Annotated in this window: 24 protein-coding genes and 1 tRNA gene; 17 read left to right on the plus strand and 8 right to left on the minus strand. The window is 69.4% G+C overall.

The features are described from left to right. Positions 1 to 267: 267 nt before the first annotated feature. The gene (locus tag NO889_RS15795; protein ID WP_256413183.1) at positions 268 to 1044 is read right to left on the minus strand and encodes an HAD-IIA family hydrolase; all 777 of its coding nucleotides are present in this window, start codon (positions 1042 to 1044) and stop codon (positions 268 to 270) included. Positions 1045 to 1201: 157 nt separating this feature from the next. On the opposite strand from NO889_RS15795, the gene NO889_RS15800 reads away from it, so the two are divergent. Genes NO889_RS15800 through NO889_RS15810 form a run of 3 tightly spaced genes read left to right on the plus strand, consistent with a single transcriptional unit; the run spans position 1202 to position 3423 of the window. Further along, positions 1202 to 1975 (plus strand): GTP cyclohydrolase III, encoded by a 774-nt coding sequence (locus NO889_RS15800; protein ID WP_256413184.1) that lies wholly within the window; start codon positions 1202 to 1204, stop codon positions 1973 to 1975. Position 1976: 1 nt separating this feature from the next. Further along, positions 1977 to 3143, plus strand: a complete 1167-nt coding sequence (locus NO889_RS15805) for a glycosyltransferase family 4 protein (protein ID WP_256413185.1) — start codon at positions 1977 to 1979, stop codon at positions 3141 to 3143. A 49-nt stretch (positions 3144 to 3192) separates the two neighbouring features. Continuing rightward, a complete protein-coding gene (locus NO889_RS15810) occupies positions 3193 to 3423 on the plus strand; it encodes a hypothetical protein (RefSeq protein ID WP_256413186.1) in 231 nt (76 codons plus the stop codon). Between the two features lie 24 nt (positions 3424 to 3447). Here the strand turns inward: NO889_RS15810 and NO889_RS15815 are convergent, their stop codons facing one another. Then, the gene (locus NO889_RS15815) at positions 3448 to 3654 is read right to left on the minus strand and encodes a DUF8149 family protein (protein WP_256413187.1); all 207 of its coding nucleotides are present in this window, start codon (positions 3652 to 3654) and stop codon (positions 3448 to 3450) included. A 122-nt stretch (positions 3655 to 3776) separates the two neighbouring features. On the opposite strand from NO889_RS15815, the gene NO889_RS15820 reads away from it, so the two are divergent. Both NO889_RS15820 and NO889_RS15825 read left to right on the plus strand, forming a co-directional pair. After that, the gene (locus NO889_RS15820) at positions 3777 to 5330 is read left to right on the plus strand and encodes a heme-binding protein (RefSeq protein ID WP_256413188.1); all 1554 of its coding nucleotides are present in this window, start codon (positions 3777 to 3779) and stop codon (positions 5328 to 5330) included. A gap of 81 nt (positions 5331 to 5411) precedes the next feature. Beyond that, on the plus strand, positions 5412 to 5876 hold the full coding sequence (locus NO889_RS15825; RefSeq protein ID WP_256413189.1) for a universal stress protein: 465 nt from the start codon (positions 5412 to 5414) through the stop codon (positions 5874 to 5876). A gap of 26 nt (positions 5877 to 5902) precedes the next feature. Here NO889_RS15825 and NO889_RS15830 read toward each other — a convergent pair whose 3' ends face one another. After that, on the minus strand, positions 5903 to 6850 hold the full coding sequence (locus NO889_RS15830) for a D-2-hydroxyacid dehydrogenase (RefSeq protein WP_256413190.1): 948 nt from the start codon (positions 6848 to 6850) through the stop codon (positions 5903 to 5905). A 184-nt stretch (positions 6851 to 7034) separates the two neighbouring features. On the opposite strand from NO889_RS15830, the gene NO889_RS15835 reads away from it, so the two are divergent. The 4 genes from NO889_RS15835 to NO889_RS15850 are packed head-to-tail and all read left to right on the plus strand — an operon-like array spanning position 7035 to position 9471. Continuing rightward, positions 7035 to 7643, plus strand: coding sequence for a DUF2589 domain-containing protein (locus tag NO889_RS15835; RefSeq protein WP_256413191.1), 609 nt, complete (start codon positions 7035 to 7037; stop codon positions 7641 to 7643). 6 nt (positions 7644 to 7649) lie between these two features. Next, positions 7650 to 8336, plus strand: a complete 687-nt coding sequence (locus NO889_RS15840) for a DUF2589 domain-containing protein (protein WP_256413192.1) — start codon at positions 7650 to 7652, stop codon at positions 8334 to 8336. Further along, the gene (locus tag NO889_RS15845; RefSeq protein ID WP_256413193.1) at positions 8333 to 9142 is read left to right on the plus strand and encodes a hypothetical protein; all 810 of its coding nucleotides are present in this window, start codon (positions 8333 to 8335) and stop codon (positions 9140 to 9142) included. Before NO889_RS15840 ends, NO889_RS15845 begins: the two co-directional genes overlap by 4 nt. Continuing rightward, positions 9139 to 9471, plus strand: coding sequence for a hypothetical protein (locus tag NO889_RS15850; RefSeq protein ID WP_256413194.1), 333 nt, complete (start codon positions 9139 to 9141; stop codon positions 9469 to 9471). The genes NO889_RS15845 and NO889_RS15850 overlap by 4 nt, the downstream gene beginning before the upstream one ends. Before the next feature lie 39 nt (positions 9472 to 9510). On the opposite strand, the gene NO889_RS15855 is transcribed toward NO889_RS15850, so the two are convergent. Together NO889_RS15855 and NO889_RS15860 are read right to left on the minus strand one after the other, a co-directional pair. Continuing rightward, a complete protein-coding gene (locus NO889_RS15855) occupies positions 9511 to 10701 on the minus strand; it encodes a cystathionine gamma-synthase (protein ID WP_256413195.1) in 1191 nt (396 codons plus the stop codon). 80 nt (positions 10702 to 10781) lie between these two features. Next, positions 10782 to 10892 (minus strand) — tRNA-Glu (locus NO889_RS15860). A gap of 318 nt (positions 10893 to 11210) precedes the next feature. On the opposite strand from NO889_RS15860, the gene NO889_RS15865 reads away from it, so the two are divergent. Next, the gene (locus NO889_RS15865) at positions 11211 to 12209 is read left to right on the plus strand and encodes a phosphate signaling complex PhoU family protein (protein WP_256413196.1); all 999 of its coding nucleotides are present in this window, start codon (positions 11211 to 11213) and stop codon (positions 12207 to 12209) included. 114 nt (positions 12210 to 12323) lie between these two features. Next, a complete protein-coding gene (locus tag NO889_RS15870; RefSeq protein ID WP_256413197.1) occupies positions 12324 to 12707 on the plus strand; it encodes a DUF7971 family protein in 384 nt (127 codons plus the stop codon). A gap of 24 nt (positions 12708 to 12731) precedes the next feature. On the opposite strand, the gene NO889_RS15875 is transcribed toward NO889_RS15870, so the two are convergent. Together NO889_RS15875 and NO889_RS15880 are read right to left on the minus strand one after the other, a co-directional pair. Next, positions 12732 to 14009 (minus strand): PAS domain-containing response regulator, encoded by a 1278-nt coding sequence (locus NO889_RS15875; RefSeq protein ID WP_256413198.1) that lies wholly within the window; start codon positions 14007 to 14009, stop codon positions 12732 to 12734. A gap of 99 nt (positions 14010 to 14108) precedes the next feature. Further along, complete coding sequence (locus NO889_RS15880) at positions 14109 to 14381, minus strand: hypothetical protein (RefSeq protein ID WP_256413199.1); 273 nt, start codon at positions 14379 to 14381, stop codon at positions 14109 to 14111. Between the two features lie 86 nt (positions 14382 to 14467). Here NO889_RS15880 and NO889_RS15885 point away from each other — a divergent pair, with 86 nt between their 5' ends. Further along, positions 14468 to 15877, plus strand: a complete 1410-nt coding sequence (locus tag NO889_RS15885; RefSeq protein WP_256413200.1) for a class II fumarate hydratase — start codon at positions 14468 to 14470, stop codon at positions 15875 to 15877. A 64-nt stretch (positions 15878 to 15941) separates the two neighbouring features. Here NO889_RS15885 and NO889_RS15890 read toward each other — a convergent pair whose 3' ends face one another. Continuing rightward, positions 15942 to 17267, minus strand: a complete 1326-nt coding sequence (locus NO889_RS15890; protein WP_256413201.1) for a cytochrome P450 — start codon at positions 17265 to 17267, stop codon at positions 15942 to 15944. Positions 17268 to 17477: 210 nt separating this feature from the next. On the opposite strand from NO889_RS15890, the gene sucC reads away from it, so the two are divergent. From sucC to NO889_RS15915, 5 genes are all read left to right on the plus strand, one after another. Beyond that, the gene (gene sucC, locus NO889_RS15895; protein ID WP_256413202.1) at positions 17478 to 18623 is read left to right on the plus strand and encodes an ADP-forming succinate--CoA ligase subunit beta; all 1146 of its coding nucleotides are present in this window, start codon (positions 17478 to 17480) and stop codon (positions 18621 to 18623) included. Next, positions 18620 to 19489 carry a succinate--CoA ligase subunit alpha gene (gene sucD, locus NO889_RS15900; RefSeq protein WP_256413203.1) on the plus strand — a complete coding sequence of 290 codons (870 nt, stop codon included), beginning with the start codon at positions 18620 to 18622 and terminating at the stop codon, positions 19487 to 19489. The genes sucC and sucD overlap by 4 nt, the downstream gene beginning before the upstream one ends. An 87-nt stretch (positions 19490 to 19576) precedes the next feature. Further along, positions 19577 to 19726 (plus strand): hypothetical protein, encoded by a 150-nt coding sequence (locus NO889_RS15905; RefSeq protein WP_256413204.1) that lies wholly within the window; start codon positions 19577 to 19579, stop codon positions 19724 to 19726. Positions 19727 to 19749: 23 nt separating this feature from the next. Next, positions 19750 to 22167, plus strand: coding sequence for a GAF domain-containing protein (locus NO889_RS15910; RefSeq protein ID WP_256413218.1), 2418 nt, complete (start codon positions 19750 to 19752; stop codon positions 22165 to 22167). Between the two features lie 108 nt (positions 22168 to 22275). After that, entirely contained in the window at positions 22276 to 22563 is a 288-nt protein-coding gene (locus NO889_RS15915; protein ID WP_256413205.1) for a helix-turn-helix domain-containing protein, read from the plus strand. Positions 22564 to 22614 lie beyond the last annotated feature (51 nt).

The following is a 22614-nucleotide window of genomic DNA, read 5'->3' on the forward strand; positions in this document are numbered from 1 at the left end:
GGCCGAACGACGAGAGCGGACGGAAGGACACGAGAAACGACCGGCCGGTGAACTCGGCAGTACGCGCACCGACACGGGAGCGAACGCGCGGCGGCTCAGTACCGGTACTCGTTGAACTGGACCGCGTGACCCTCGATGACTGGAACCCCGTCCTCGGCCTCGTCGTCGTCGTCCGCGGCCGCGTCGTGTGAGTCAACCGCTGTCATACCCGGTAGTTGCCGCACTCCTACATAAATGATGCGGAAATAACGTCCGGTTCCGGCTCGGTCAGAGCACCCGATCGATCTCGCCGAGGTGGTCGACGACGTGGTCGGGTTCGAGGTCGCTCGCCGCGAGGTCGGCCTCGTCGGTGACGCCCGACAGCACGAGGACGGTGGTCATGCCGGCGCGCACGCCGAGCTCGATGTCGGTGTCGAGACGGTCGCCGACGACGAGACACTCCTCGGGCGGGTACGGGAGCCGCTCGCGGACCGCCTCGATGGCGGGATCCGACGGCTTGCCGAGGATCACGTCGGGATCGCGTTCGGCGACGGCCGCGACCGCCCGGATCACCGCGCCGGATCCGGGAACGTCCCGCTCGGCCGCGGGGATGACCACGTCGGGGTCCGTCCCGATGAACGGGATCCCTCGATCGAGCGCCCACAGCGCCGCACAGAGGTCGTCGTAGTCGAACGACCGGTCGATCGAGGCGACGAGCGCGTCGGCGGCGTCGACGTCGTCCGTCGTCGAGAGCCCCGCGTCGGCGAACTGCTCGAACAGGCCGGGCGCGCCCAGACAGAGCAGGTCGTCGTCGGGGTGGTGCTCGCGGAGGTACGCCGTGGTCACGCTCCCGGCGGTGATCACGTCGGCGTCGGTCACGTCGTACCCCGCCGCGCCGAGCCGATCGACGTACGCCGGCGGCGCTTTCGTCGGGTTGTTCGAGACGAACAGCGTCTCGACGCCGGCCTCGCGAAGCCGGCGGTAGCCCGACGGCGCGCCGGGGATCGGGTCGTCGCCGCGCACGACCGTCCCGTCGACGTCGAGGACGGCACCGGAGAACTCCATGTGGATCACTGGGCCGCCGTCGCCGTATGGGTTGCGCTCGCCGACGTGACGGGGGGCCGTCGCCCGGCCGAGGGACAGGTTCGTTCCAATATCGTGATCTGTCGCACCTACGGGATAACGGAAGCGTAAAGCGGCGGCGGTCCGAATCGGAGGTACTGTGACGACGACTCAGGTGACCCTCGTCCAGATCGACAACTACGGGCCGTGGACGGTGACGCCGGAGCCCCGACGAGAGATGGACCTCCAGAGCCTCCAGTCCCGGCTCTTCGCCGACATCGCCGAGTTCCTCGGGCACCGCGACGGGTACGCCTTCTTCACCCGCTTCGACAACATGATCGCGGTGACGAACGGGGTCGACGCCGACGCGCACGCCACGCTCCAGGAGTCGATCGGCAACCGCTACCCGGTGACCGTCAGCTTCGGGACCGCCGTGGGCGATCGGCCGATCGACGCCCTCGAGGCGGCCAACGCCCGGCTCCAGACCGAGGGAAGCGCGCAAGACGAGGGCCGGACCGAGGTGCTCGCCGGCGAGTACCTGACCGAGACGAGTCCCGGAGACGTCCAGATCGCCCACTTCGACGTGGTGAACGTGACCGGCAAGTACACCGACCGGCTCAACGAGTTCGACACGTTCATCGACATCGAGCGGGCGTACGCGTCGCTGATGCGGCACCTCCGGCGGGAACACGGCGCGCTCTCCTTCTTCGTCGGCGGCGACAACGTGATCGCCGTCTGCCCGGACATGTCCGAGGCCGCGTTCGCGGACGCGGTCGACCACGTCGTCGCCGACGTCGAGGTGGAGCTTCAGGTCGGCGTCGGCCGCGGAGCCTCCGCCCACGAGGCGGGCTTCGCCGCCAAACACGCGCTGGAGGACTGTCGACACGCCGGGACCGCGGTCGAACTGTTCGGCGCGCCGGCCGCGGGCGACTGAGATGGGCGGTCGGAGCGGCGGCTCCGAGAGGAACCCCCCGACCGTCGGGGTCGTCGTCTACGGCGACCTCGACGCCCGCTCCGGGGGATTCCTCTACGACCGCCGGCTCGCAGACCACCTGACGGCCCGCGGCTGGACGGTCGAGGTCGTCTCGCTGCCCGAGCGGTCCTACCGGCGGTCGCTTCTCACGAACCTCGCGCCCGGCCTCGTCGACCGGCTGGACGCCCTCGACGTCGTCGTCGAGGACGCCTACTGCGGCCCGTCGCTGTTCCTCGCGAACCGTCGGATCGAGGCGCCCGTGGTCGCACTGGTTCACTACCTCCGGTCGGCCGGCGGCGGCGAAGCCGTCGGCGACCGCGCGGTCCGGGCGATCGAGCGCGACTACCTCCGGACCGCGGACGCGTACGTCTTCAACAGCCGCCCGACGCGGGACGCCGTCGCCGAGCTGTGCGAGGGCGACGACGCCGGAGGACGGTCCCCGTCCGCCGCGAGCGTCGTCGCGCCCCCGGCCGGTGACCGGCTCGGAACCGCCCCGGCGCTCTCCGGCGACCGACTGACTCGAGATCCCTTCCGGGTGGTCGCCGTCTGTAACGTCACCCCGCGGAAGGGGATCGCGACCCTGCTCCGGGGACTGTCGCGTCTCGACGAGGGGATCGACTGGCGGCTCCGCGTCGTCGGCGACGTCGACGTCGCGCCCGGCCACGTCGCGTCGTTGCGGACGCTCGCCGACCGCCGCGGGATCGCGGACCGCGTCGCGTTCGCCGGCCGCGTCGACGACGCCAGGCTGCGGGAGGAGCTCCGCTCGGCGCACGTCCTCGCCGTCCCCTCCCGGTACGAGCCGTTCGGGATCGCCTACCTCGAGGGAATGGCCTTCGGGCTGCCGGCGATCGCCTCGGCGAACGGCGGGGCGAGCGACTTCGTCGGCGACCACAACGGCGCGCTCGTGCCGCCGGGCGACGCAGGGGCCGTCGCCGACGCGATCGGACCGCTCGCGCGCGACCGCGACCGCCTCCGCCGACTGAGCGAGGCGGCCCGCGAGACCTTCCGGGCCCACCCCACCTGGGAGGAGACCTGCGGACGCGTCCGGCGGTTCCTCCGGAGGATCGTCGAGGGCGAGGCGGTCGACGGATCGGCCGCGGTCGTCGGGACATCCGGATCTCACGGATGATAACTCGCGTGTGAGCTTTTTATTCCCGTGTCGGGAAGGGCCGGATAGCATGTCAGAAGAGATAGTTTTCGTCTGTACGGCGGAGGGGTGTGACGCCGGGCCGTGGGAGGGCGCTCACGACGCGATGGCCCACTGCGAGATGACCTCCGATCACGGCTACACCGGTCGGCCGCGCTCGGAGGTGGACGAGGTGATCCCCGCGACCGCGGTCGAGAAGCGCGACAACCGGAACCTCCAGCACAAGGGCCACCCGGATGGCGCGCTGGCGAACGACGACTGAGTCGGCGGGAACGCCGACCGCCTCTTATTCCCCATCGAGCAGTCCGAGATCATCGGCGACGAGGTCGGCCAGTCGGTCTTTGAGCCCCGGAGCGACCTCGGCCACCTCCTCGCCGTCGTGCGTCCCTTCGTTGTGCCGGGAGAGCGCGTCCGCAACGTCGGAAAGCGGGACCCGCGTCTCCGTCTCGCAGTCGGTACACACGATCGGGACGGTCGGTTCCTCGGAAGACATCGTTCGGAGAGTCGCGGGTGGTCGGCATAGTTCTTCGGGGACGCGGCGCGCGTCGCGATCGGGCCGGGTCGCGACCGCCGACGACTCGAAAACCCCTAAGTCACGGCGACCCAACCTCGCGTATGGTCGAAGCACCAGCGACGGAGGAAGGGTGGTTCGCGCTACACGAGTTCCGGTCGATCGACTGGGACGCGTGGCGTGACGCGCCCGACCGGAAGCGGGAGCGCGCCGTCGAGGAGGGTCAGTCGTACCTGCGCGACCGCGAGGAGCTCGCGACCGCCGACGCCGGGGACTCGGCGCTCTTCTCGGTGCTCGGACACAAGGCGGACCTGCTGACGATCCACTTCCGTCCGACGCTCGACGAGCTGTCGACGATCGAGCGCGGCTTCGAGAACACCGCGCTCGCCGAGTTCACGACCACCGAGTCGTCGTACGTCTCGGTCACGGAGGTGTCGGGATACGTCTCCGACGCCTACTTCGAGGGTGACGAGGAGGAGGTCGACGAGGGGCTCCGTCGGTACATCGAGGGGAAGCTGAAACCGGAGATGCCGGACGACGAGTACGTCTCCTTCTACCCGATGAGCAAGCGTCGCGGCGAGGAGTACAACTGGTACGACCTCTCCTTCGAGGAGCGCGCGGAGCTGATGTCCGGCCACGGCGACACCGGCCGCGAGTACGCCGGGAGGATCGAGCAGGTGATCGCCTCCTCCGTCGGCCTCGACGACCACGAGTGGGGGGTGACCCTGTTCGGGTCGGATCCGACCGACATCAAGGACATCGTCTACGAGATGCGCTTCGACGAGGCCTCCTCGCGGTACGGCGAGTTCGGCCGGTTCTACGTCGGCCGCCGGTTCCCGCCGCGCGACCTCGGCGCGTACCTCGCCGGCGAGGCGGTTCCGACCGGGAACACGGGCGGCGAGGGCGGCGACGCGCGGGGCCACCACGGCGGGGGCGACGCGCACGACCACCACGGCGAGGGCGGGTCGGCTCACGGCGATCATCCGCACGGTGACGAGGACGCCGTCGGCGAGGGCGATCACCCCCACGGCGAGGACGACCGCGCCCACGGCGATGACGACGCCGAGGAGTCGGCCGACGGGATCCGCGGCGAGCTCGCCGACCTCGACATCTACGCCGGCAAACCCCAAGGCGAGGACGTGTTCGCGACGGTGCTGTACAGCGAGGCCGACGTCGACGAGCTGTTCGGAGAGGTCGAAGGGCTCCGCGCCAACTTCGACCACTACGGCACCCACGTGAAGACCGCGGTCTACGAGGGACGCTCGACCGACCGCGCCGCCGTCGTCTCCCTCTGGGAGACCGCCTCGGCGGCCGAGACCGCCGCCGGGTTCCTCTCGGAGCTGCCCGAGGTCGTGGGGCGCGCCGGCGAGGAGTCTGGCTTCGGGACGATGGGGATGTTCTACACGGTCAAGCCCGAACACCGCGAGGACTTCGCCGACACGTTCGACGACGTCGGCGAGGCGCTCGCCGGGATGGACGGCCACATCGAGACGGACCTGATGGTGAACGTCGAGGACGAGAACGACATGTTCATCGCCAGCCAGTGGCGCGCACAGGACGACGCGATGGCCTTCTTCCGCTCCGACGACTTCCGCGAGACCGTTCAGTGGGGCCGGGAGGTCCTCGCGGACCGGCCCCGACACGTCTTCTTAGCCTGAGACGAACCGGGTCCGGCTCCGCGCACCGTCCCGACTCCGCGACCGCCCCCTTTTAACTTCCGCGTCGGCGAACGGTCGGTCATGTTCGACACGATCGTGGTCGCGACGGACGGCTCCGACAGCGTGGGTCGGGCGGTCGATATCGCGATCGACGTGGCCGCCCGCTTCGACGCGACGGTCCACGCGCTGTACGTCCTCGACACCGGCGAGGTCGAGTCGTCGCCCGACGAGGTTCGCGAGGACCTCCGCGCCGCGCTCGACGACCACGGGGAGGACGCGCTCGCGGCGGTGGTCGACCGCGGCGCGGAACGCGACGACGAGCTCGCGGTCGTGACCGACGTGCGCGAGGGCCGGCCGGCCAGGGAGATCGTCTCGTACGCCGAGGAGATCGACGCCGACCTCGTCGTCACCGGGACGCGCGGGCGGCACGGAGAGAACCGCTTCCTCATCGGATCCGTCGCCGAGAACGTCGTCAGGACGTGTGATCCCCCCGTGTTGACGGTTCGCCGGCTCACCGACGAGGACCCCCGACGGGTCACCTTCTGAGCGACCGACGACGGGATCGAACCGCGTCAGAACACCCGGTTTCGAAGCGCCTCGCCGGTTTCCAACCGATCGAGGTTCTCCACGAGAACGTCGGCGACGCGGTCGAAGTACTCCGGGGTGTGCCCGGCGTTGTGCGGCGTGATCGTGACGTCCGAGAGCCCCCACAGCGGGTGGTCCTCGGGGAGCGGCTCGGGATCGGTCACGTCGAGGGCAGCCCCGCGGATCCGGTTGTTCCGGAGCGCGGACACCAGGGCGTCGGTGTCGACGACGCGGCCGCGCGCGATGTTGACGAGCACGGCGTCCGAGCGCATGGTCCGGAGGACGTCGGCGTCGATCAGCCCCTCCGTCGCGTCCGAGAGCGGACAGGCGAGCACGACGTACTCGGCGTCGGCGACCGCCTCGTGGATCCGGTCGAAGCCGACCACCTCGTCCGTCGGACCACCCTTCTCCGGCGTGTAGCGGACGCCGACCGTCTCGACGTCGAACGCGGAGAGCCGGTCGACGATCGTCTCGCCGATGGCCCCGAGGCCGACGACGGCGACCCGCGAGCCGTACACCTCGGTCGTGGAATACGAGCGCCACTCGCGGCGCCGCTTCTGGCGCTGGGCGCGATGGAACCCGCGGGCGTGGCCGATCATCGCGCCGACGACGTACTCGGCGATGTTCGGGCCGTGGACGCCGGAGGCGTTCGTCACCGCGACCCCGTGGTCCTCGAACGCCTCGCGGGGGAGGTGGCCCGTCCCGGCGTACACGCAGGCGAAGAGCTCCAGGTTCTCGGCGGCCGCGAGGTCCTCCTCCGCGGCCGTGAAGCCGGTCGCGATCCGCGCCTGCGAGAGGTACTCGCGCTCCTCGGCGGGCGTCCGCGCGAGCGCGACCTCGCGGTCGGGAAGCCGCTCGCGGAGTATCTCGGCGTAGTCGCGCCCCTCGATACCGTGGATCTTCTGTCGTAGAACGACGACGTCCGGGTTCGTCATGGCCGTGGAGACGGCGAGGGGGACCAAAAGGCTCGGCACCGCGGCCCCGACTACCGGGACCGGCGGATCGCCCGCGGTCGGCCGGTTCCTCCCTTCAGAGAAGAATTCACGCGTTCAAATTTTAATTGTCTACCTAAATCATAGAAAAGTATATAGTAAAACACCCACATTGGGTACTGGTACCATGCCTAGTCCGAACTTTCCGGCGGAGCTCGCATCGATCCCGTACGAAGAGGTCATCGGAACGCCGTTGCGCGCCGCCGTCGAGGCGAACGCGAGCGCGTCGATGACGGCGGCGGAGTTCATCAAGACGGTCGGATTCACCGAACCGATCGTCGGGGAGGCGGAGCCCGTGACGGTCGATTTCGCCTACAAGCGCCGCGAGATCGACCCGGACACCGGGGGCGAGACGGTCGAGAGCCACACGATGACGGTGCCGCTGCTGTTGTTGATCCACGTCCCCTACTTCGAGGTGGAGACGGTCACGATCGACTTCAACGTGAAGCTTAATTCGGTGGAGGCGTTCTCGCGCTCGACCGAGTTCGAGTTCGGCGTCGACAACGAGACGGAAGGCGGGTTCGATCTGGGGTTCATCGACGGGAAGACGAAGACGTCGGTCAACATGAGCTACCAGTCGTCGACCCGGCGGGGACGGGAGATCGAGCGGACCTACGACCAGCGCGTCCACGTCGAGGCAGGATCGATCGATCCGCCGGAGGGTGTCTCGAAGCTGTTCTCCGCGCTGGAGACGACGATCACTGACGTGACGGACGACGACGGCGAAGTGGAGTGACCCGGCGTGAGCCAGACCGACACGCTCGCCGACCTCCCGCTCGCGACGCTGTTCTCCGCGCCGCTGATCGCGGCGATAGACGCCAGCGCGCAGGCGCAGACCGAGACGATCGACCTCCTCCGGGAGGTCGGGTTCGAGTCGGACGGGACCCCCGCGACGGTGTCGTTCGAGTACGCGACGACGGACGTCGAACCCGCGACCGGCGAGCGACGACGGCGGCCGAAGACGCTCGAGGTCCCGCTGTTGTTGTTCCTCTCGGTCCCCGAACTCGTCGTCCACGAGATCGAACAGACGTTCTCCGCGCGGATCGTCGACGTCGAGGACGTCGAACGCGAGGGCGACGGCGGGGGCGGAACCGCCGGTCGCACGAAGTCGCCGTCGCTCCGCCCGCAACGACTCCGCGTCGCGCCCGCCAAGCAGTCGGAGACGTTCGCCCGGCGGACCAAGACGACCTTCGACCTCGACGTCACCATGCGTGCCGAGGTGGAGAACCGGTCGACCGGGATAGACCTGCTCGAGCGATCGCTGATGACGACCGTCGTCGACGGCGACTCGGAGGCGGCGGGATCGACGCCGGCGGGGCGGGAGAAAGCGAAGCGCGAAGCGGCGAAACGAGAGAAAGCGAAGCGCGAGAGAGCGGAGGAGGACCCGCAGAGAACCGAAGATCGGACGACCGAGGGGGACGGCGAATGACGGAGCTCAGGCACTTCCTCACGTCACTTTTCGACGCCGTCTCCGAGGCGGAGCTACAGGCGCTGTCGAACGGGCGAACGCGGCTCGAACGGATGGTCGAGTCCGGCCGGTTTCCGGAGGACGTGAGCCTGCCCGTCTACCACGCGAACGACCTCTCGGTGTCGCTCGACGTCGGACTCGAGGCCAAACGGACGAAACGCGGGATCCAGCTGTTCGTCACGGAACCCGGCGAGGGCGACGACACCGCCCTCGAGTTCGACCTCGAGGTGTACGACTTCCTCGAGGCGGGCGACCTCCCGGACGGTGGCGTCGGGCGGGGGAACCCGGACCACGGGGCGGTCGACGTCCACGTGCCGCTGGAGGATCCCCCGGCGGGAGCCGGCCGCGAGGGCGATCCGGACGACGCCGGGACGAGCGGAGAACGGGTCGATCCGAAGGAGGAGTACTATCGCGAACGGGAGCGCGAGGAGCGGAAACGGGAGGAACGCGAGGAACGTGACCGGCGCGAGAAACGCGAGGAACGTGACCGGCGCGAGGAACGCGAGAAGCGAGAGAACGAGCGGAGCGGCGCGAACGACGAGCGAACCGATGACGACACAGAAACGGACCGACGGCGACCGGATCGATCGGCGAACGACGAGAAACGGGCAGAGCCCGCCCGGAGGGAACGGAGACCCGCCGATCGAGAGGGGTCCGGTTCGAGCCGGCCGTTCCTCGGAGTCGACCTCCCGGAGGGCTGGCCGCTCCGGCGGACGGGAACGCTCGACGCGACGGGCGAGGACGAACCGTCGGGGGAGAAGCGATGAGTGACGACGACGGCGTTCGACGCTACTTCGAGCCGCTGACGACCGACCAGCGCGAGTCGCTCCGGGCGCGCATGGAGCGGTATCGCGACGGACTGGAGGGCAACGGGTACGAACTCGCGCTCGCCGAGGGAGTCGGCGGGCTCTTCGCCGGCGTCCTCGTGATCGACGACGAGCGGGGTCGCGCCGGGTTCCTCGAGACCAACGGCGCGGTCACCTGGCTCGACGGGTCGACCGGCGGGCTCGGCGCGCTCGGGTCGGCGATCGCACAGAACCACACCGACGCGCTCGACGCGGCGGTCGACGTCCCCGAGGGCGTCGACATCGAGTAGCGTCCCGCCGGGACCGGGCGCGGCCGAACGACCGCTCGTTCACTCGAGGGCGGCGTCGAACGCCCGCTGGAGGTCCGCCTTCATGTCGTCGACGTGCTCGATGCCGACCGAGACGCGGATCAGGCCGTCGGTGAGCCCGGCGGCGAGGCGCTCCTCGCGGGGGATCGCGGCGTGAGTCATCGCGGCCGGCTGCTCGATGAGGCTCTCGACGCCGCCGAGCGACTCCGCGAGCGTGAACACCGCCGTCTCCTCCACGACCGTCGAGGCCTGCTCGAGGCTGCCGTCGAACTCGAAGGAGAGCATCCCGCCGAAGTCGTCCATCTGTTCGGCGGCGAGCTCGTGGTGCGGGTGCGACTCTAAGCCGGGGTAGTAGACCCGGCTCACGTCGTCGTGGTCCTGGAGCCACTCGGCGAGTTCGGCGGCGTTCTCGCAGTGGCGGTCCATCCGCACCGGGAGGGTCTTCGTGCCCCGAAGGACGAGGAAGGCGTCGAACGGGCCGGGCGTCGCGCCCACCGAGTTCTGGTAGAACCCGATCTCCTCGTCGAGGTCGGCGTCGTCGACGATCAGCGCCCCGCCGATCGTGTCGGAGTGGCCGCCGAGGTACTTCGTGAGCGACTGACAGACGACGTCCGCGCCGTCCTCGAGCGGCCGCTGGAGGTACGGCGTCGCGAAGGTGTTGTCGACGGCACACAGCGCGTCGCCCTCGTGGGCGATGTCGGCGAGCGCGCCGACGTCGTTCACGTTCATCAGCGGGTTCGTGGGCGTCTCGACCCAGACCAGCTCCGTGTTCGGCTCCATCGCCTCGCGGACCGCGTCGTGGTCGGTGGTGTCGACGAACGTGGTCTCGAGGTCGTACTGGTCGTACACCTGCGTGAGGATCCGGTGGGTGCCGCCGTAGACGTCGTCGCCGGCGACGACGTGATCGCCCGCGGAGAGCAGGTTGAGGACGGTGTTTATCGCGCCCATCCCCGAGGAGAAACAGCGGGCGTGGCTGCCCGACTCCAACGCCGCGAGGTTCTCCTCGAGGTCGGTTCGCGTCGGGTTCCCGGTCCGGGAGTACTCGTAGCCGCGGTGGTCGCCGGGGCCGTCCTGTTTATACGTCGAGTTGGCGTGGATCGGCGTCATCAGCGCGCCCGTCTCCGGGTCCGGCTCCTGGCCGGCGTGGATCGCCCGCGTCTCGAAGTGGAACTCGTCAGCGTCGCCGTCGCCCGCTGGATCGTGGTCGCTCATGGGTTCCACTCGCCGGCCGGGGTTCTCACTCTTGTCCTTTCGGTCGGTGACGGGGGCTCGGAGGTTGATCCCTCGAAGAATGCTCGGTCAGGGATTTGAACCCTGGTCGTCGGCTGTCTTCCGAACCGGCACGGCGAGGTGCCACGTTCGTCGAAAGGCCAACATGATTGGCCGGACTACACCAACCGAGCGCGTTCTCTCGTTACGACGGACCCGATTTAACTCTTCTCAACTCCCCTCGGCGAGTCACTGCGTCACACGGACCCGAACCGGGGGCGACGCGGCGACGACCCCCGAACCACCCATCTATATATACTCCACACACGCTATGTAACTGACGGACGTCCTCCGGAAAAGTCGCTAACTCCGGAGGGTATCGGGTTCCCTCCTTTCGAACCAGCAACGCCACGAGTCCGGTAGGTAACTCGACTCTGGCGGTTCTATCGACGGACGCGTTCGGATATATATTTTACCACAGCGTTAAGTAGAGTCGACCACGATCCGATCGCATGGAAACGCGGAAGGTGCAGGTCACCGGCGGCTCGACGTACACGGTCTCGATCCCGAAGTCCTGGGCGACCGAGAACGACGTCGGCGCGGGAAGCGAGGTCGAGTTCTACCCCGACGGCGACTCGCTGTTCCTCACGCCGCGCTCGGACGAGGAACGGACCCGTGGAACCCTCGACATCGCCGATCTCACCGGACAGGACCTCACCCGCGCGGTGACGACGATGTACGTCAGCGGGTTCGACGTGATCGAACTGACCGGCGGCGACATCTCCACCGAGCAGCGCTCGACGGTCCGGGAGGCGGTCCAGAGCCTCGTCGGCCTCGAGGTGTTAGAGGAGACGCGCGACCGCGTCGTGATCCGCGACCTGCTCGACTCCTCGGAGCTGTCGATCCACAACGCCGTCACCCGGATGCGACTGATCTCGCTGTCGATGCTCGAGGACGCGATCACCGCGCTCTCCGAACTGGACCACGACCTCGCGCGCGACGTGATCGGCCGCGACGACGACCTCGACCGACTGTGGCTCGTCGTCTCGCGGATCTTCCGGGCCACCCTCCGGACGCCGAAGGCGGCGGAGGAGCTCGGACTCCCCCGCGAGGAGTGTTTCGACTACCACTCGAGTGCCCGACAGCTGGAGCGGGTCGGCGACCACGCGACCAAGATCGCCCACCTGACGCTGAACATCGAAGAGCCGCTCCCGGAGGACGTGATCGACGCCATCGACGACCTCCACGGCGACGCCGTCGAGGTGATCGACACCGCGATGGACGCGCTGCTCGCCGAGGACAACGACGAGGCGACCCGGCTCGCGAACGAGGCGCGCACCGGCGTGCGGGCCATCGACGAGCGCGTGCGCGCGATCGACGAGCTGCTCCGCGGGCTCGACCCGACGCGCGCACAGCTCCTGGGACTCGTGGTCGACTCCGTCCTCCGGTCGGCCGACTACGGCGGAAACGTCGCCGAGACCGCCCTCCAGAAGGCCGCGCCGACCCCCTGAGCCGGCGACCGCGTCTCGAGACCGCGCGTGGAGAGCGCGTTTCGGAACCGGGTTCCGGGATCGCGCTCCGACGAGTGTCGTGTCTTTTTGTCCGTCGACGCCGGACCCCGTGGCATGCCGGAGATCGAGTTAGGCGTCCCGCGAGGGGTCATCGAGTCGTTACCGGAGGGGGACGAGACCGCGGAGCGGGACATGCGGCGGGCCATCGCCGGGATCCAGTCCCGGCTGAACGAGGAGATCGGCGGGAGCGACCCGTCGGAGGCGGCGACGGTCGTCGTCGACGCGGTCGAACGCATGGAGGCGCAGGCGAGCACCTACCACGAGTTCGTGCCCGAACTCCGCGCGTGGGGGCAGTCGCCGATCTACGCGATCGCCTGGCGGAACCTCTACGTCGAGCTGATCGGTCAGCTGTACGAACACGAGTGGCTCGCCGGCGAACTCGACCGCGAGCGAAACTTCCGGCTCGTCGACGACGGGATCCGGCTCTCGGACCTGTAGCGGTCGAAGCGCCGGAGACGCCGGTCAGGCGCCGTTGTCGTCGCCTCCGCCGACCGCACCGTTTTCGCCGACCGCACCGCCGCCGCCGTTCGCGCTCCCGCCGTCGCGCGCGCCGCCTCCGTCCCCCGCTGTCGCCCGGTACAGCCAGAGGTGTCCGTCGCCCTGCGGGAGGTCGATCGGACGGTAGGTCCGACGGACGGTCCCGCCGCCGACGAACGTCAGCACCTCGTTGGAGACCGGTCGCCGCCCCGCGACGATCGCGTTCGTCCGGTCGACGAACCGGTCCGGGTCGGCGAACCGGTCGCTCACGTCGGCCGCGAACCGCTCGCAGTCCCGTCCCACCGCGTCCTCGGGGTCGCCGTCGATCCCGAACAGCTCGTACAGGCGGTCGTTGACGGCGAGGACGCGCCGGTTCGCGGTCTCGACGAGCACGCCGTACGGGAGCGTGGCGAAGATCGTCGAGAGGACGGCGTTCGTGCGTTCGAGTTCGCGTTTCCGCGCCTCGCGCTCGGTGACGTCCTCGAACTGCGAGAAGACGCGGATCACCTCGCCGTCGTCGTCGGTCACCACCTGGTTGTGCCACACGCAGCGGATGCGCTCGCCGTCGCGGGTGACGTTGTCGTTGACGCTCCGGTAGCCGCCGCGGTCGGCGAGCAGGTGGCGTTCGACCTCGGCCACGCGCCGCCGCTCCTCCTCGGGGACGATGGGCATCCAGGTGCCGCCGACGAGCTCGTCGGCGTCGTAGCCGGTCACCGCCTCGGCGGCCGGGTTCACCCGGACGATCTCGAAGGACTCGTCGTACTCGATCGTGGCGAGCGGCGACTGCTCGATGAACCGCGAGAGTCGCTCCTGGCTCGCCGCCAGCGCCCGCTTCGAGCGGTGCTGGTCGACCGCGTTGCGCACCCGGTTGGCGAGCACGGTGTACTGGTCGGTGCCCGCCTCCTTCTGGATGTAGTCGGTCGCGCCCGCGGCGATCGCCTCGCTCGCGATCTCCTCGCTTCCCTTCCCGGTGAACAACACGAAGGGGACCTCGATCCCGCGGTCGCGGACCCGCTCGAGGAAGGTCAGCCCGTCCGTCCCCGGCATGTCGTAGTCGCTGACGATACAGTCGACCCGCTCGTCGTCCACCTCGAGCGCCGTCAGCGCGTCGGCGGCCGCGGTCTCCGACCGGACCGAGAACGCGTCGTCGACGCGTTCGAGGAACGTGGCGACGAGCTCCGTGAACGCCCCGTCGTCGTCGACGTGGAGGATCCGGATCCCCTCGTCTTCCACGGCGTCCGACCGGTGGAGGGGGTCGGTCATGATAGTACGCGAGACGGTCACGCGAAATATAGTTTCGGGTCGGGTACCCGAAACGAACGACGATCGGCCGCGAGAACGGCGCGTCGGTCTGCGGGTCGGCTACCGTCGATCGGAGGCCGCCGACGTCTCGTCGGCCCCGTCGTCGCCGGCGACTCCCGCTCCGTCGGCGCGGGCCAGCCGGAAGAGCCCGGTGAGCGCGCCGGCGACGATGAGGGCACCCTCGACGCGGGCGGCCGCGATGACCCACGGCCTCGGCTCCGCGTCCTCGGCGTTCCGGTAGGCGACGCGGGTGAGCACGCGGACGAGGGGACCGGGAGCGACCGCCTCGATCAGTCCGAGGAGTCCGGCGGCGAGGAGTAGGTGAGCGCGCATGCCTGCGCTTCGACGGGAGACGACAAAAGCGATGCGGCCACGCCGAGAAGCGTAGTTTTTACTCCGTCTCCGGGGAAGGGCCGAGCATGGGCGAGGACTACCGCACGGAGGAGGACAGCCTCGGCGAGATGCAGGTACCGGCCGACGCCTACTGGGGCGCACAGACCCAGCGGGCCGTCGAGAACTTCCCCATCTCGGGGATCGGGTTCGGGCGGCGGTTCGTCCGCGCGCTCGGCGTGGTGAAGAAGGCGGCCGCGCAGGCGAACCGGGACCTGGGTCTGATAGCGGAGGACACCGCGGAGGCGATCGTCGCCGCCGCCGACGAGGTGATCGCGGGCGAGCACGACGACCAGTTCCCCGTCGACGTGTTCCAGACCGGCTCGGGCACCTCCTCGAACATGAACGCCAACGAGGTGATCGCCAACCGCGCCGCCGAGATCGCGGGCGCGGAGATCGGCGACCGCGTCGTCCACCCGAACGACCACGTCAACTACGGACAGTCGTCGAACGACGTGATCCCGACGGCGATGCACGTCGCCGCCCTCGAGGCGGTCGAGAAGGACCTCGTTCCCGCCCTCGAGACGCTCCACGCCGAACTCGAGGCGAAGGAGGCCGAGTTCGACGGGGTCGTCAAGACGGGCCGCACCCACCTCCAGGACGCCACGCCGGTCCGGCTCGGCCAGGAGTTCGGCGGCTACCGAACCCAGATCGCGAAGGGGATAGAGCGCGCCGAGGCCGCCCAGTCGAACCTGCGCGAGCTCGCCTTGGGCGGCACCGCGGTCGGCACCGGGCTCAACACCCACCCCGAGTTCCCCGCCCTCGCCGCCGAGTACGTCTCGGAGGCGACGGGCACCGCGTTCCGCGAGGCGGACGACCACTTCGAGGCACAGGCGGCCCACGACGCGATGGCGGAGGCGCACGGCGCGCTCCGGACCGTCGCCGGGAGCATGAACAAGATCGCGAACGACCTGCGACTCCTGGCCTCCGGCCCCCGCAACGGGCTCGGCGAGATCGAACAGCCCGAGAACCAGCCCGGCTCCTCGATCATGCCCGGCAAGATCAACCCGGTCGTCGCCGAGTCGGTCAACCAGGTCCACAAGCAGGTGGTCGGCAACGACGCCGCCGTCTCGGCGGGGGCGGCCCGCGGCGAGATCGACTTGAACCTCTACAAGCCGGTCGTCGCGCACAACTTCCTCCAGTCGGCCGCGCTGCTCTCGAACGCGGCCGAGACGTTCGGCGAGAAGTTCGTCGCGAAGCTGGAGGCGAACGAGGAGTACTGTGAGACCCGCGTCGAGCAGTCGATGGCGCTGGCGACCGCCCTGAACCCCGCGATCGGCTACGACAAGGCCTCGAAGGTCGCGAAGAAGGCGCTCGCGGAGGACAAAAGCGTCCGCGAGGTCGCCGTCGCGGAGGGGTACCTCACCGAGGCGGAGGCCGACGAGGTGCTCGATCCCGAGGCGATGACCCACCGCGTCATCCTCGGCGACGACGACTGAGATCGGCGGACGGACGCGGCGACCCCGCGGCGGGGTCGAACCGGGGCGGCGCGGTGAAAGTCCGCTATCGCCGGCCGACTCGCACCTTCACTGCGCCGTCCGGGCGGAGCGTGATCGACGGCGACAGCGAGAGCTCGTCGGTCACGGCGTCGAACTCCCAGTCCCGTGCGATCGTGGCGAGCACCAGTCGCATTTCCTGTTTGGCGAAGTTCTCGCCGATACAGCGCCGTGGCCCGCCGCCGAACGGGAAGTACGCGAACCGCGGGAGCGAGTCACGGAACCCGTCGGTCCACCGCTCGGGTCGGAACGACTCGGGACTCTCGTAGAACCGGGGGTCGCGATGGAGCACCCACTGTTGGACCGTAACGACGGTTCCCTCGGAGAGTTCGTAGCCGCCGAGTTCGATCGGCTCGGTGGCTTCCCGTATGACGCTCTGTACCGGCGGATACACGCGCATCCCCTCTCTGAGCGTCCGTTTCGTGTACGGCAACTCCTCGATCACGTCCCTCGACGGCGGACCGCGGTTCACGTTCTCGTCGAGTTCGGCGCCCAGTCGGTCCGCTTGCTCCGGGTTCGTCGCCAGCAGGTAGAGGGTGTACGTCAGCGCGAGCGCGGTCGTCTCGTGGCCCGCCAGAAGCAGCGTCACCACCTCGTCCCGTATCTGCTCGTCGTCGAGACCCTCCACGCGCGATTTCGCCCGCAGGAGCCGCGAGACCACGTCGTCTCCGTCCCCGTCGTGGCTCTCGACGATCTCCGCCGCGATCGCGTAGAGCGTCGAGAGCGCGCGGTTGTACCGGCGGTTGCCGGGCGTCGGAACGGCGTCCGGAACGGTGATCGGCCGTTCGAGCCGCCGCTCCGAGCGGTCCATCACCGCTTCGAGCGCGTCGGAGATGTCGGCCTCGTAGTCCCGAATGTCCACGTCGAACAGGGTCCTCGCCGCGATCTCGACGGTGAGTTGCATCATGTCCGCGTGGACGTCCCGGACCGTGTCGTCCTCCCAGTCCGACAGTAACCGTTCGGTGTGTTCGACGATCGTCGGCGCGTACTCCGCGAGCGCCTCGGGGTGGAAGGCCGGTTCCATCCGGTGGCGCTGCCGTCTCCAGAACTCGCCCTCGCTGATCAACAGCCCGTTGCCGATGACGGGGCTGAGGATCCGCCGATACTCCGACCCTTTGTCGAACCCGTCGTTCCGGTGGACCAGCACCCGCTCGACGAGTTCGGGATCGCTCAACTGATAGAACTCGGTGCCGCCGAGTCTGTACCGCGCGACCGGCCCGTACTCGCGTGCGACCTCCTCGTAGAACGACAGCGGGTCGGACGCGAACTGGTAGACGTTTCCCACCACGGGGAGGCCCGACGGACCCGGTGGTTCCTCGCCTCGTGTCGTCATACCATCGTACACGAGGCGTACTGTATACGTCTTTCCCCGTTCGGGGCGAACCCGTCCGGAGGCCGACTCGGGCCGTGATCCGTCGTTCGATGGCCGGTCGTCGCCTCCGGACCGCCCGCGTCGCTCGCCGGCTGCCGAGTCCCGACGCCAGCCAGCCGTGCGAGCCGGATCGGCACCATTTAAGCCGCCGTCGAACGCCCTTCGAAACGGATGAAACTTCACGAATATCAAGCGAAGTCTATCTTCGCGGACGCCGGGATCCCGGTACCGGATTCCCGGCTCGCGACGACCGTCGAGGAGGCGCTCGACGCCGTCGACGAGATCGGGTACCCGGCCGCGATCAAAGCGCAGGTCCACGTCGGGGGGCGCGGGAAGGCCGGCGGGATCAAGATCGCGACCGATCGCGACGAGGCGGAGCAGTACGCCGACGACATCCTCGGGATGGACCTGAAGGGGTACACCGTCGGGAAGGTCCTCGTCGAGTCGGGCGTCGACTTCGTCGACGAGCTGTACGTCGGCGTCACGATGGACCGCGGCGAGGGCGAGCCCGTCCTGATGGTCTCGACCGAGGGCGGCGTGGACATCGAGGAGGTCGCGGCGGAGAACCCCGACGCGATCGCGCGCGAGCACGTCGACCCCGCGTTCGGGCTCCACCCGTATCAGGCCCGCAAGGTCGTCTACGAGGCCGGCGTCGACGCCGACGTCGCGCTCGACGTGGCGTCGATCCTCTCGACGCTGTACGACCTCTACGAGGACAGCGACGCCTCGGAGATCGAGGTCAACCCCGTGATGATCACGGGCGACCGCGACGTGATCGCCGCCGACGCCGTGATGAACGTCGACGAGGACGCGCTGTTCCGCCAGCCCGACCTCGCGGAGATGGCCGAGGAGTCCTACGAGGACGACCTGGAGCGCAAGGCCGGCGAGTACGGCTTCGACTACGTCCGCCTGTCGGGCAACGTCGGCATCATCGGCAACGGCGCGGGCCTCGTGATGACGACGCTCGATTTGGTCGACTACTACGGCGGGAAGCCCGCGAACTTCCTCGACATCGGCGGGGGCGCGAAGGCCGACCGCGTCGCGAACGCGCTCGACATGGTCTTTTCCGACCCCAACGTCGACGCCGTCGTCTTCAACATCTTCGGCGGGATCACCCGCGGCGACGAGGTCGCGAAGGGGATCAACGAGGCCCTCGGGCAGTTCGACGAGATCCCGAAGCGGGTCGTCGTCCGGCTCGCCGGCACGAACGCCGAGGAGGGGATGGAGATCCTGAACACGGACCTCGTGGAGGTCGAGGAGACGCTGGAGGACGCCGTCCAGCGCGCGGTGAAGAACGCCGAGGAGGTGACCCAATGAGCATTTTCGTCGACGACGACACGCGCGTGGTGGTCCAGGGGATCACCGGCGGGGAAGGCAAGTTCCACGCCGAACAGATGATCGAGTACGGGACGAACGTCGTCGCCGGCGCGGTGCCCGGCAAGGGCGGCCAGGAGGCCGCCGGCGTCCCGGTGTACGACACGGTCGACGAGGCCGTCGAGGCGGAGGACGCGGACGCCTCCGTGATCTTCGTGCCGCCGGCGTTCGCCGCCGACGCGATCTTCGAGGCGCTCGACACCGATCTCGACCTCGCGGTCGCGATCACCGAGGGGATCCCGACCCAGGACATGGCGAAGGTGAAAAAGCGGCTCTCCGAGACCGAAACGCGGCTGCTCGGGCCGAACTGTCCCGGCATCATCACGCCGGGCGAGGCGAAACTCGGCATCCTACCGGGCAACATCTTCGCCGACGGCAACGTCGGGCTCGTCTCCCGCTCGGGGACCCTGACCTACCAGGTCGTCGACAACCTCACCGAGCGCGGGATCGGCCAGACGACCGCCATCGGCATCGGCGGCGACCCGATCATCGGCACCTCCTTCATCGACGCCCTCGAGGCGTTCGAGGCCGACACGGAGACCGACGCGGTCGTGATGTGCGGCGAGATCGGCGGCGAGGACGAGGAGGAGGCCGCGCGGTTCATCGGCGAACACATGGACACGCCGGTCGCCGGCTTCATCGCCGGCCGCACCGCCCCGCCGGGCAAGCGCATGGGCCACGCGGGCGCCATCGTCTCCGGCTCCGGGACGGGCACCGCGGAGTCGAAGATCGACGCGCTCAACGAGGCGGGCGTCCCCGTCGGCGACACTCCCGAGGAGGTCGCCGACCACGTCGAGAGCTTCCTGTAGGGCGACGACCTCCGGCCCGATCGCCGGTTCCATCAGTTCTGATACTCCCGCGAAAGCTTCAAATAAACCCGAACTGTTTCGAACGGTATGATACCATTCCCCAGGATCGGCTCCGGGGAGCCGACCGGGGGAGCGCGGACGGCGACCTCGATCGACCGCGCGAACCGATCCGGAGGCGCCGAGCTCGCCGGGATCGTCGGGGGGACCGCGATCCCGTTCGGAGGTGAACGAGTGTGAACGAGGGGAACGCGGACGAACGGATGGACGAGCGGCCGGTAGATCGACGGGAGGTCGTCCTCGTCGTCGACGACGAGCCCGGCGCGGCGGATCTCGTCGCGACGTATCTCGAACGACTCCTCGGCGGCATCGAAACGGTCGTCGTCACGTCCCCGTCGGCGGCGCTCGAGCGACTCCGGGAGCGACCGATCGACTGCGTCGTCAGCGACCACGACATGCCGGAGTCGACCGGGTTGGAGCTGCTCGAGACGGTTCGTTCCGAGATCGGCGAGATCCCGTTCCTGTTGTTCACGGGGAAGGGGTCGGAGGAGATCGCGAGCGAGGCGATCTCCGCCGGAGTCACGGACTACCTCCAGAAGGGCGGCGGCGCGGACCAGTACGAGATGCTCGCCAACCGCGTCGATAACGCGCTCTCCCGTCGACAGGCCGAATCGGACCTGCTGGAGGTCAACCGAAAGGTGACCGCGATCCACGAGTTCGCGACCGACCTGTCGTCCGCCGGGACCGTCGAGGAGGTGTTCGAGCGGGTCGTCGGCGTCGCCTCCGAGGTGCTCGAGTTCGACCGGTGTCTCACCGCCCGGCGCGAGGGCGGGTACGTCTACCCGACGGCGCTCTCGGAGGGCGTCACCGAGGACGACGTCCGTCGGTTCGAACTCGGGGAGGGGCTCGCGGGTCGGACCGTGGCTGAGGAGCGGACGTTCCTCATCGAGGAGGTCGATAAGTCGCCGGACGCCGACCCCGTCGCCCACGACGTCGAGTCCGCGATCAGCGTTCCGATCGGCGAATACGGGAACTTCCAGGCGATCTCCGGCGGACGGGCCACGTTCGACGAGCGGGACGTCGAGTTCGCGGAACTGGTCACCGCACACGCCGCCGAAGCGATAGACCAGATCGAAACCGAGCGCGCGCTCCGGGCCGAGCGCGACCGGCTCGCGACGCTCTTCGACAACGTCCCGTCGCCGGTGGCGCGGCTCGTGATCGACGAGGCGGGCGAGCGCACGCTCGACGCGACGAACGACGCGTTCGAGGAGACGTTCGGGTGCGTCGCGGGCGAGGTCACCTACGAGGAGATGTGTGCGAGGATCGTCCCCGCGGGCGTCGACTCGATCGAGCCGGACTGGTCCGACACCGACATGGAGACGATGCGGACGGAGGTCGAACGTCGAACCGGCACTGGGGTCCGCGATTTCATCCTCCACGCCATCCCGACGGAGACCGACGGGGAGGTCCTCGTCCACCTGGTGTACGCCGACATCGACGAGCAGAAGCGGGTCGAACGGACCCTCCGCCGGCTCCACGAGGCGACGAGGGAGATGTTCGCCGGCGAGGACCGCGAGGAGGTCGCCCGCGTCGCGGCGCGGACCGCGATCGACACGCTGGGCTTTCCCAACAGCGGGGTCCGGCTGTACGACCCCGACGCCGGGACGCTTCGGCCCACGGTGATAAGCGAGGAGGCGGTCGCGGCGCTCGGCGAGCGCCCGCCGTTCGGGCCGGACGACGGGGTGATATGGGACGCGTTCGACCGCGAGGAGACGGTCGTGGTCGACGACCTCGCGGCGACGGAGACGGCCGTGGAGTACGGTGACCTCCGGAGCCTGCTCGTCGTGTCCCTCGGCGACCACGGCGTGATGCCGCTCGGCTCGCCCGACCCGAACTTCTTCGACGACACGGACGTCCAGCTCGCGCGGGTGTTGGCCGCGAACGTGACCGCCGCGTTGGATCGCGCCGAACGGACCGAGCAGCTTCGCGATCGCGACGCCGCGCTCCAGCGGGAGCTCGATCGCCTCGAGAAGTTCGCGGGCGTGGTCTCACACGACCTCCGAAACCCGCTTACGGTCGCGAGCGGGCGCGTCGAGCTCCTCCGGCCGCTCGTCGACGACGAGGACGCCCACGAGCAGCTCGATCGACTGGAGGACGCTCACGAGCGGATGGGAGAGCTGATCGAGGACCTCCTCGCGCTCGCCAGGGAGGGCCGGACGGTCGACGACCCGGAGCCGGTCGCGATCGCCGACTCCGCGCGGGAGGCGTGGGGGACCGTCGACACCGCCGGTACCGCCCTCGAGATCGAAGCGGGGGACGCGACCGTTCACGCCGACCCCGAGCGACTCCGGACGCTGTTCGAGAACCTGTTTCGGAACAGCGTCGAGCACGGTTCCACTCGCGGCCGAATCCCCGAGCGGTCGGACGCCGATCCGGACGTCACCGTGACCGTCGGAACGCTGCCGGACGGGTTCTTCGTCGCCGACGACGGGCCGGGATTCGACGGGGTCGACCCGGAGGAGGCGACGAAATACGGCACTTCGAGTGCGGACCACGGCTCCGGGCTCGGACTGGCGATCGTCAGAGAGATCACCGACGCACACGGTTGGCGGGTCACGGTCGGTGGAGGCGGGGACGAGGACGAGACGGGGGCGCGCTTCGAGTTCCGGACCGGCGGGTAGCGACCTCGAACGGAGCGAGCCGCGCGGGCTCGGGATCTCCCCCGTCGGGCGTGCGCGACGCACGCACACCCGGACCACGGTTATGGCCGGCTCGCCCCACCGATCGGTATGGACGACGACGCGCGCGAACGGCTCGAACCGCTCCCGCCGAGCGCCAAGCTCGTGTACTACGTGCTCGACGCCGAGGGACGGTTCGACCAGACGGGGCTCGCGGCGGAGACTCGGCTCTCGACGCGCACGGTCCGGTTCGCGATCGAGAAGCTCGTCGACGCGGACCTCGTCGAGGAGGGGTTCTGTCCCACCGACGCGCGCCGCTCCGTGTACGAACCGGCCGACCCCGTGGACGCGGAATCCGCTCACGAGGCCGTGCCGTCCGCGGTCGCCGCCGAGGACTGACTCGCTCCTCGCCGGCTCGTCGCGACCCGCACCGGCTGGGGGATCGACCTT

The organism is Halorubrum rubrum, assembly GCF_024494685.1.
Taxonomy (GTDB): Archaea; Halobacteriota; Halobacteria; order Halobacteriales; family Haloferacaceae; genus Halorubrum; species Halorubrum rubrum.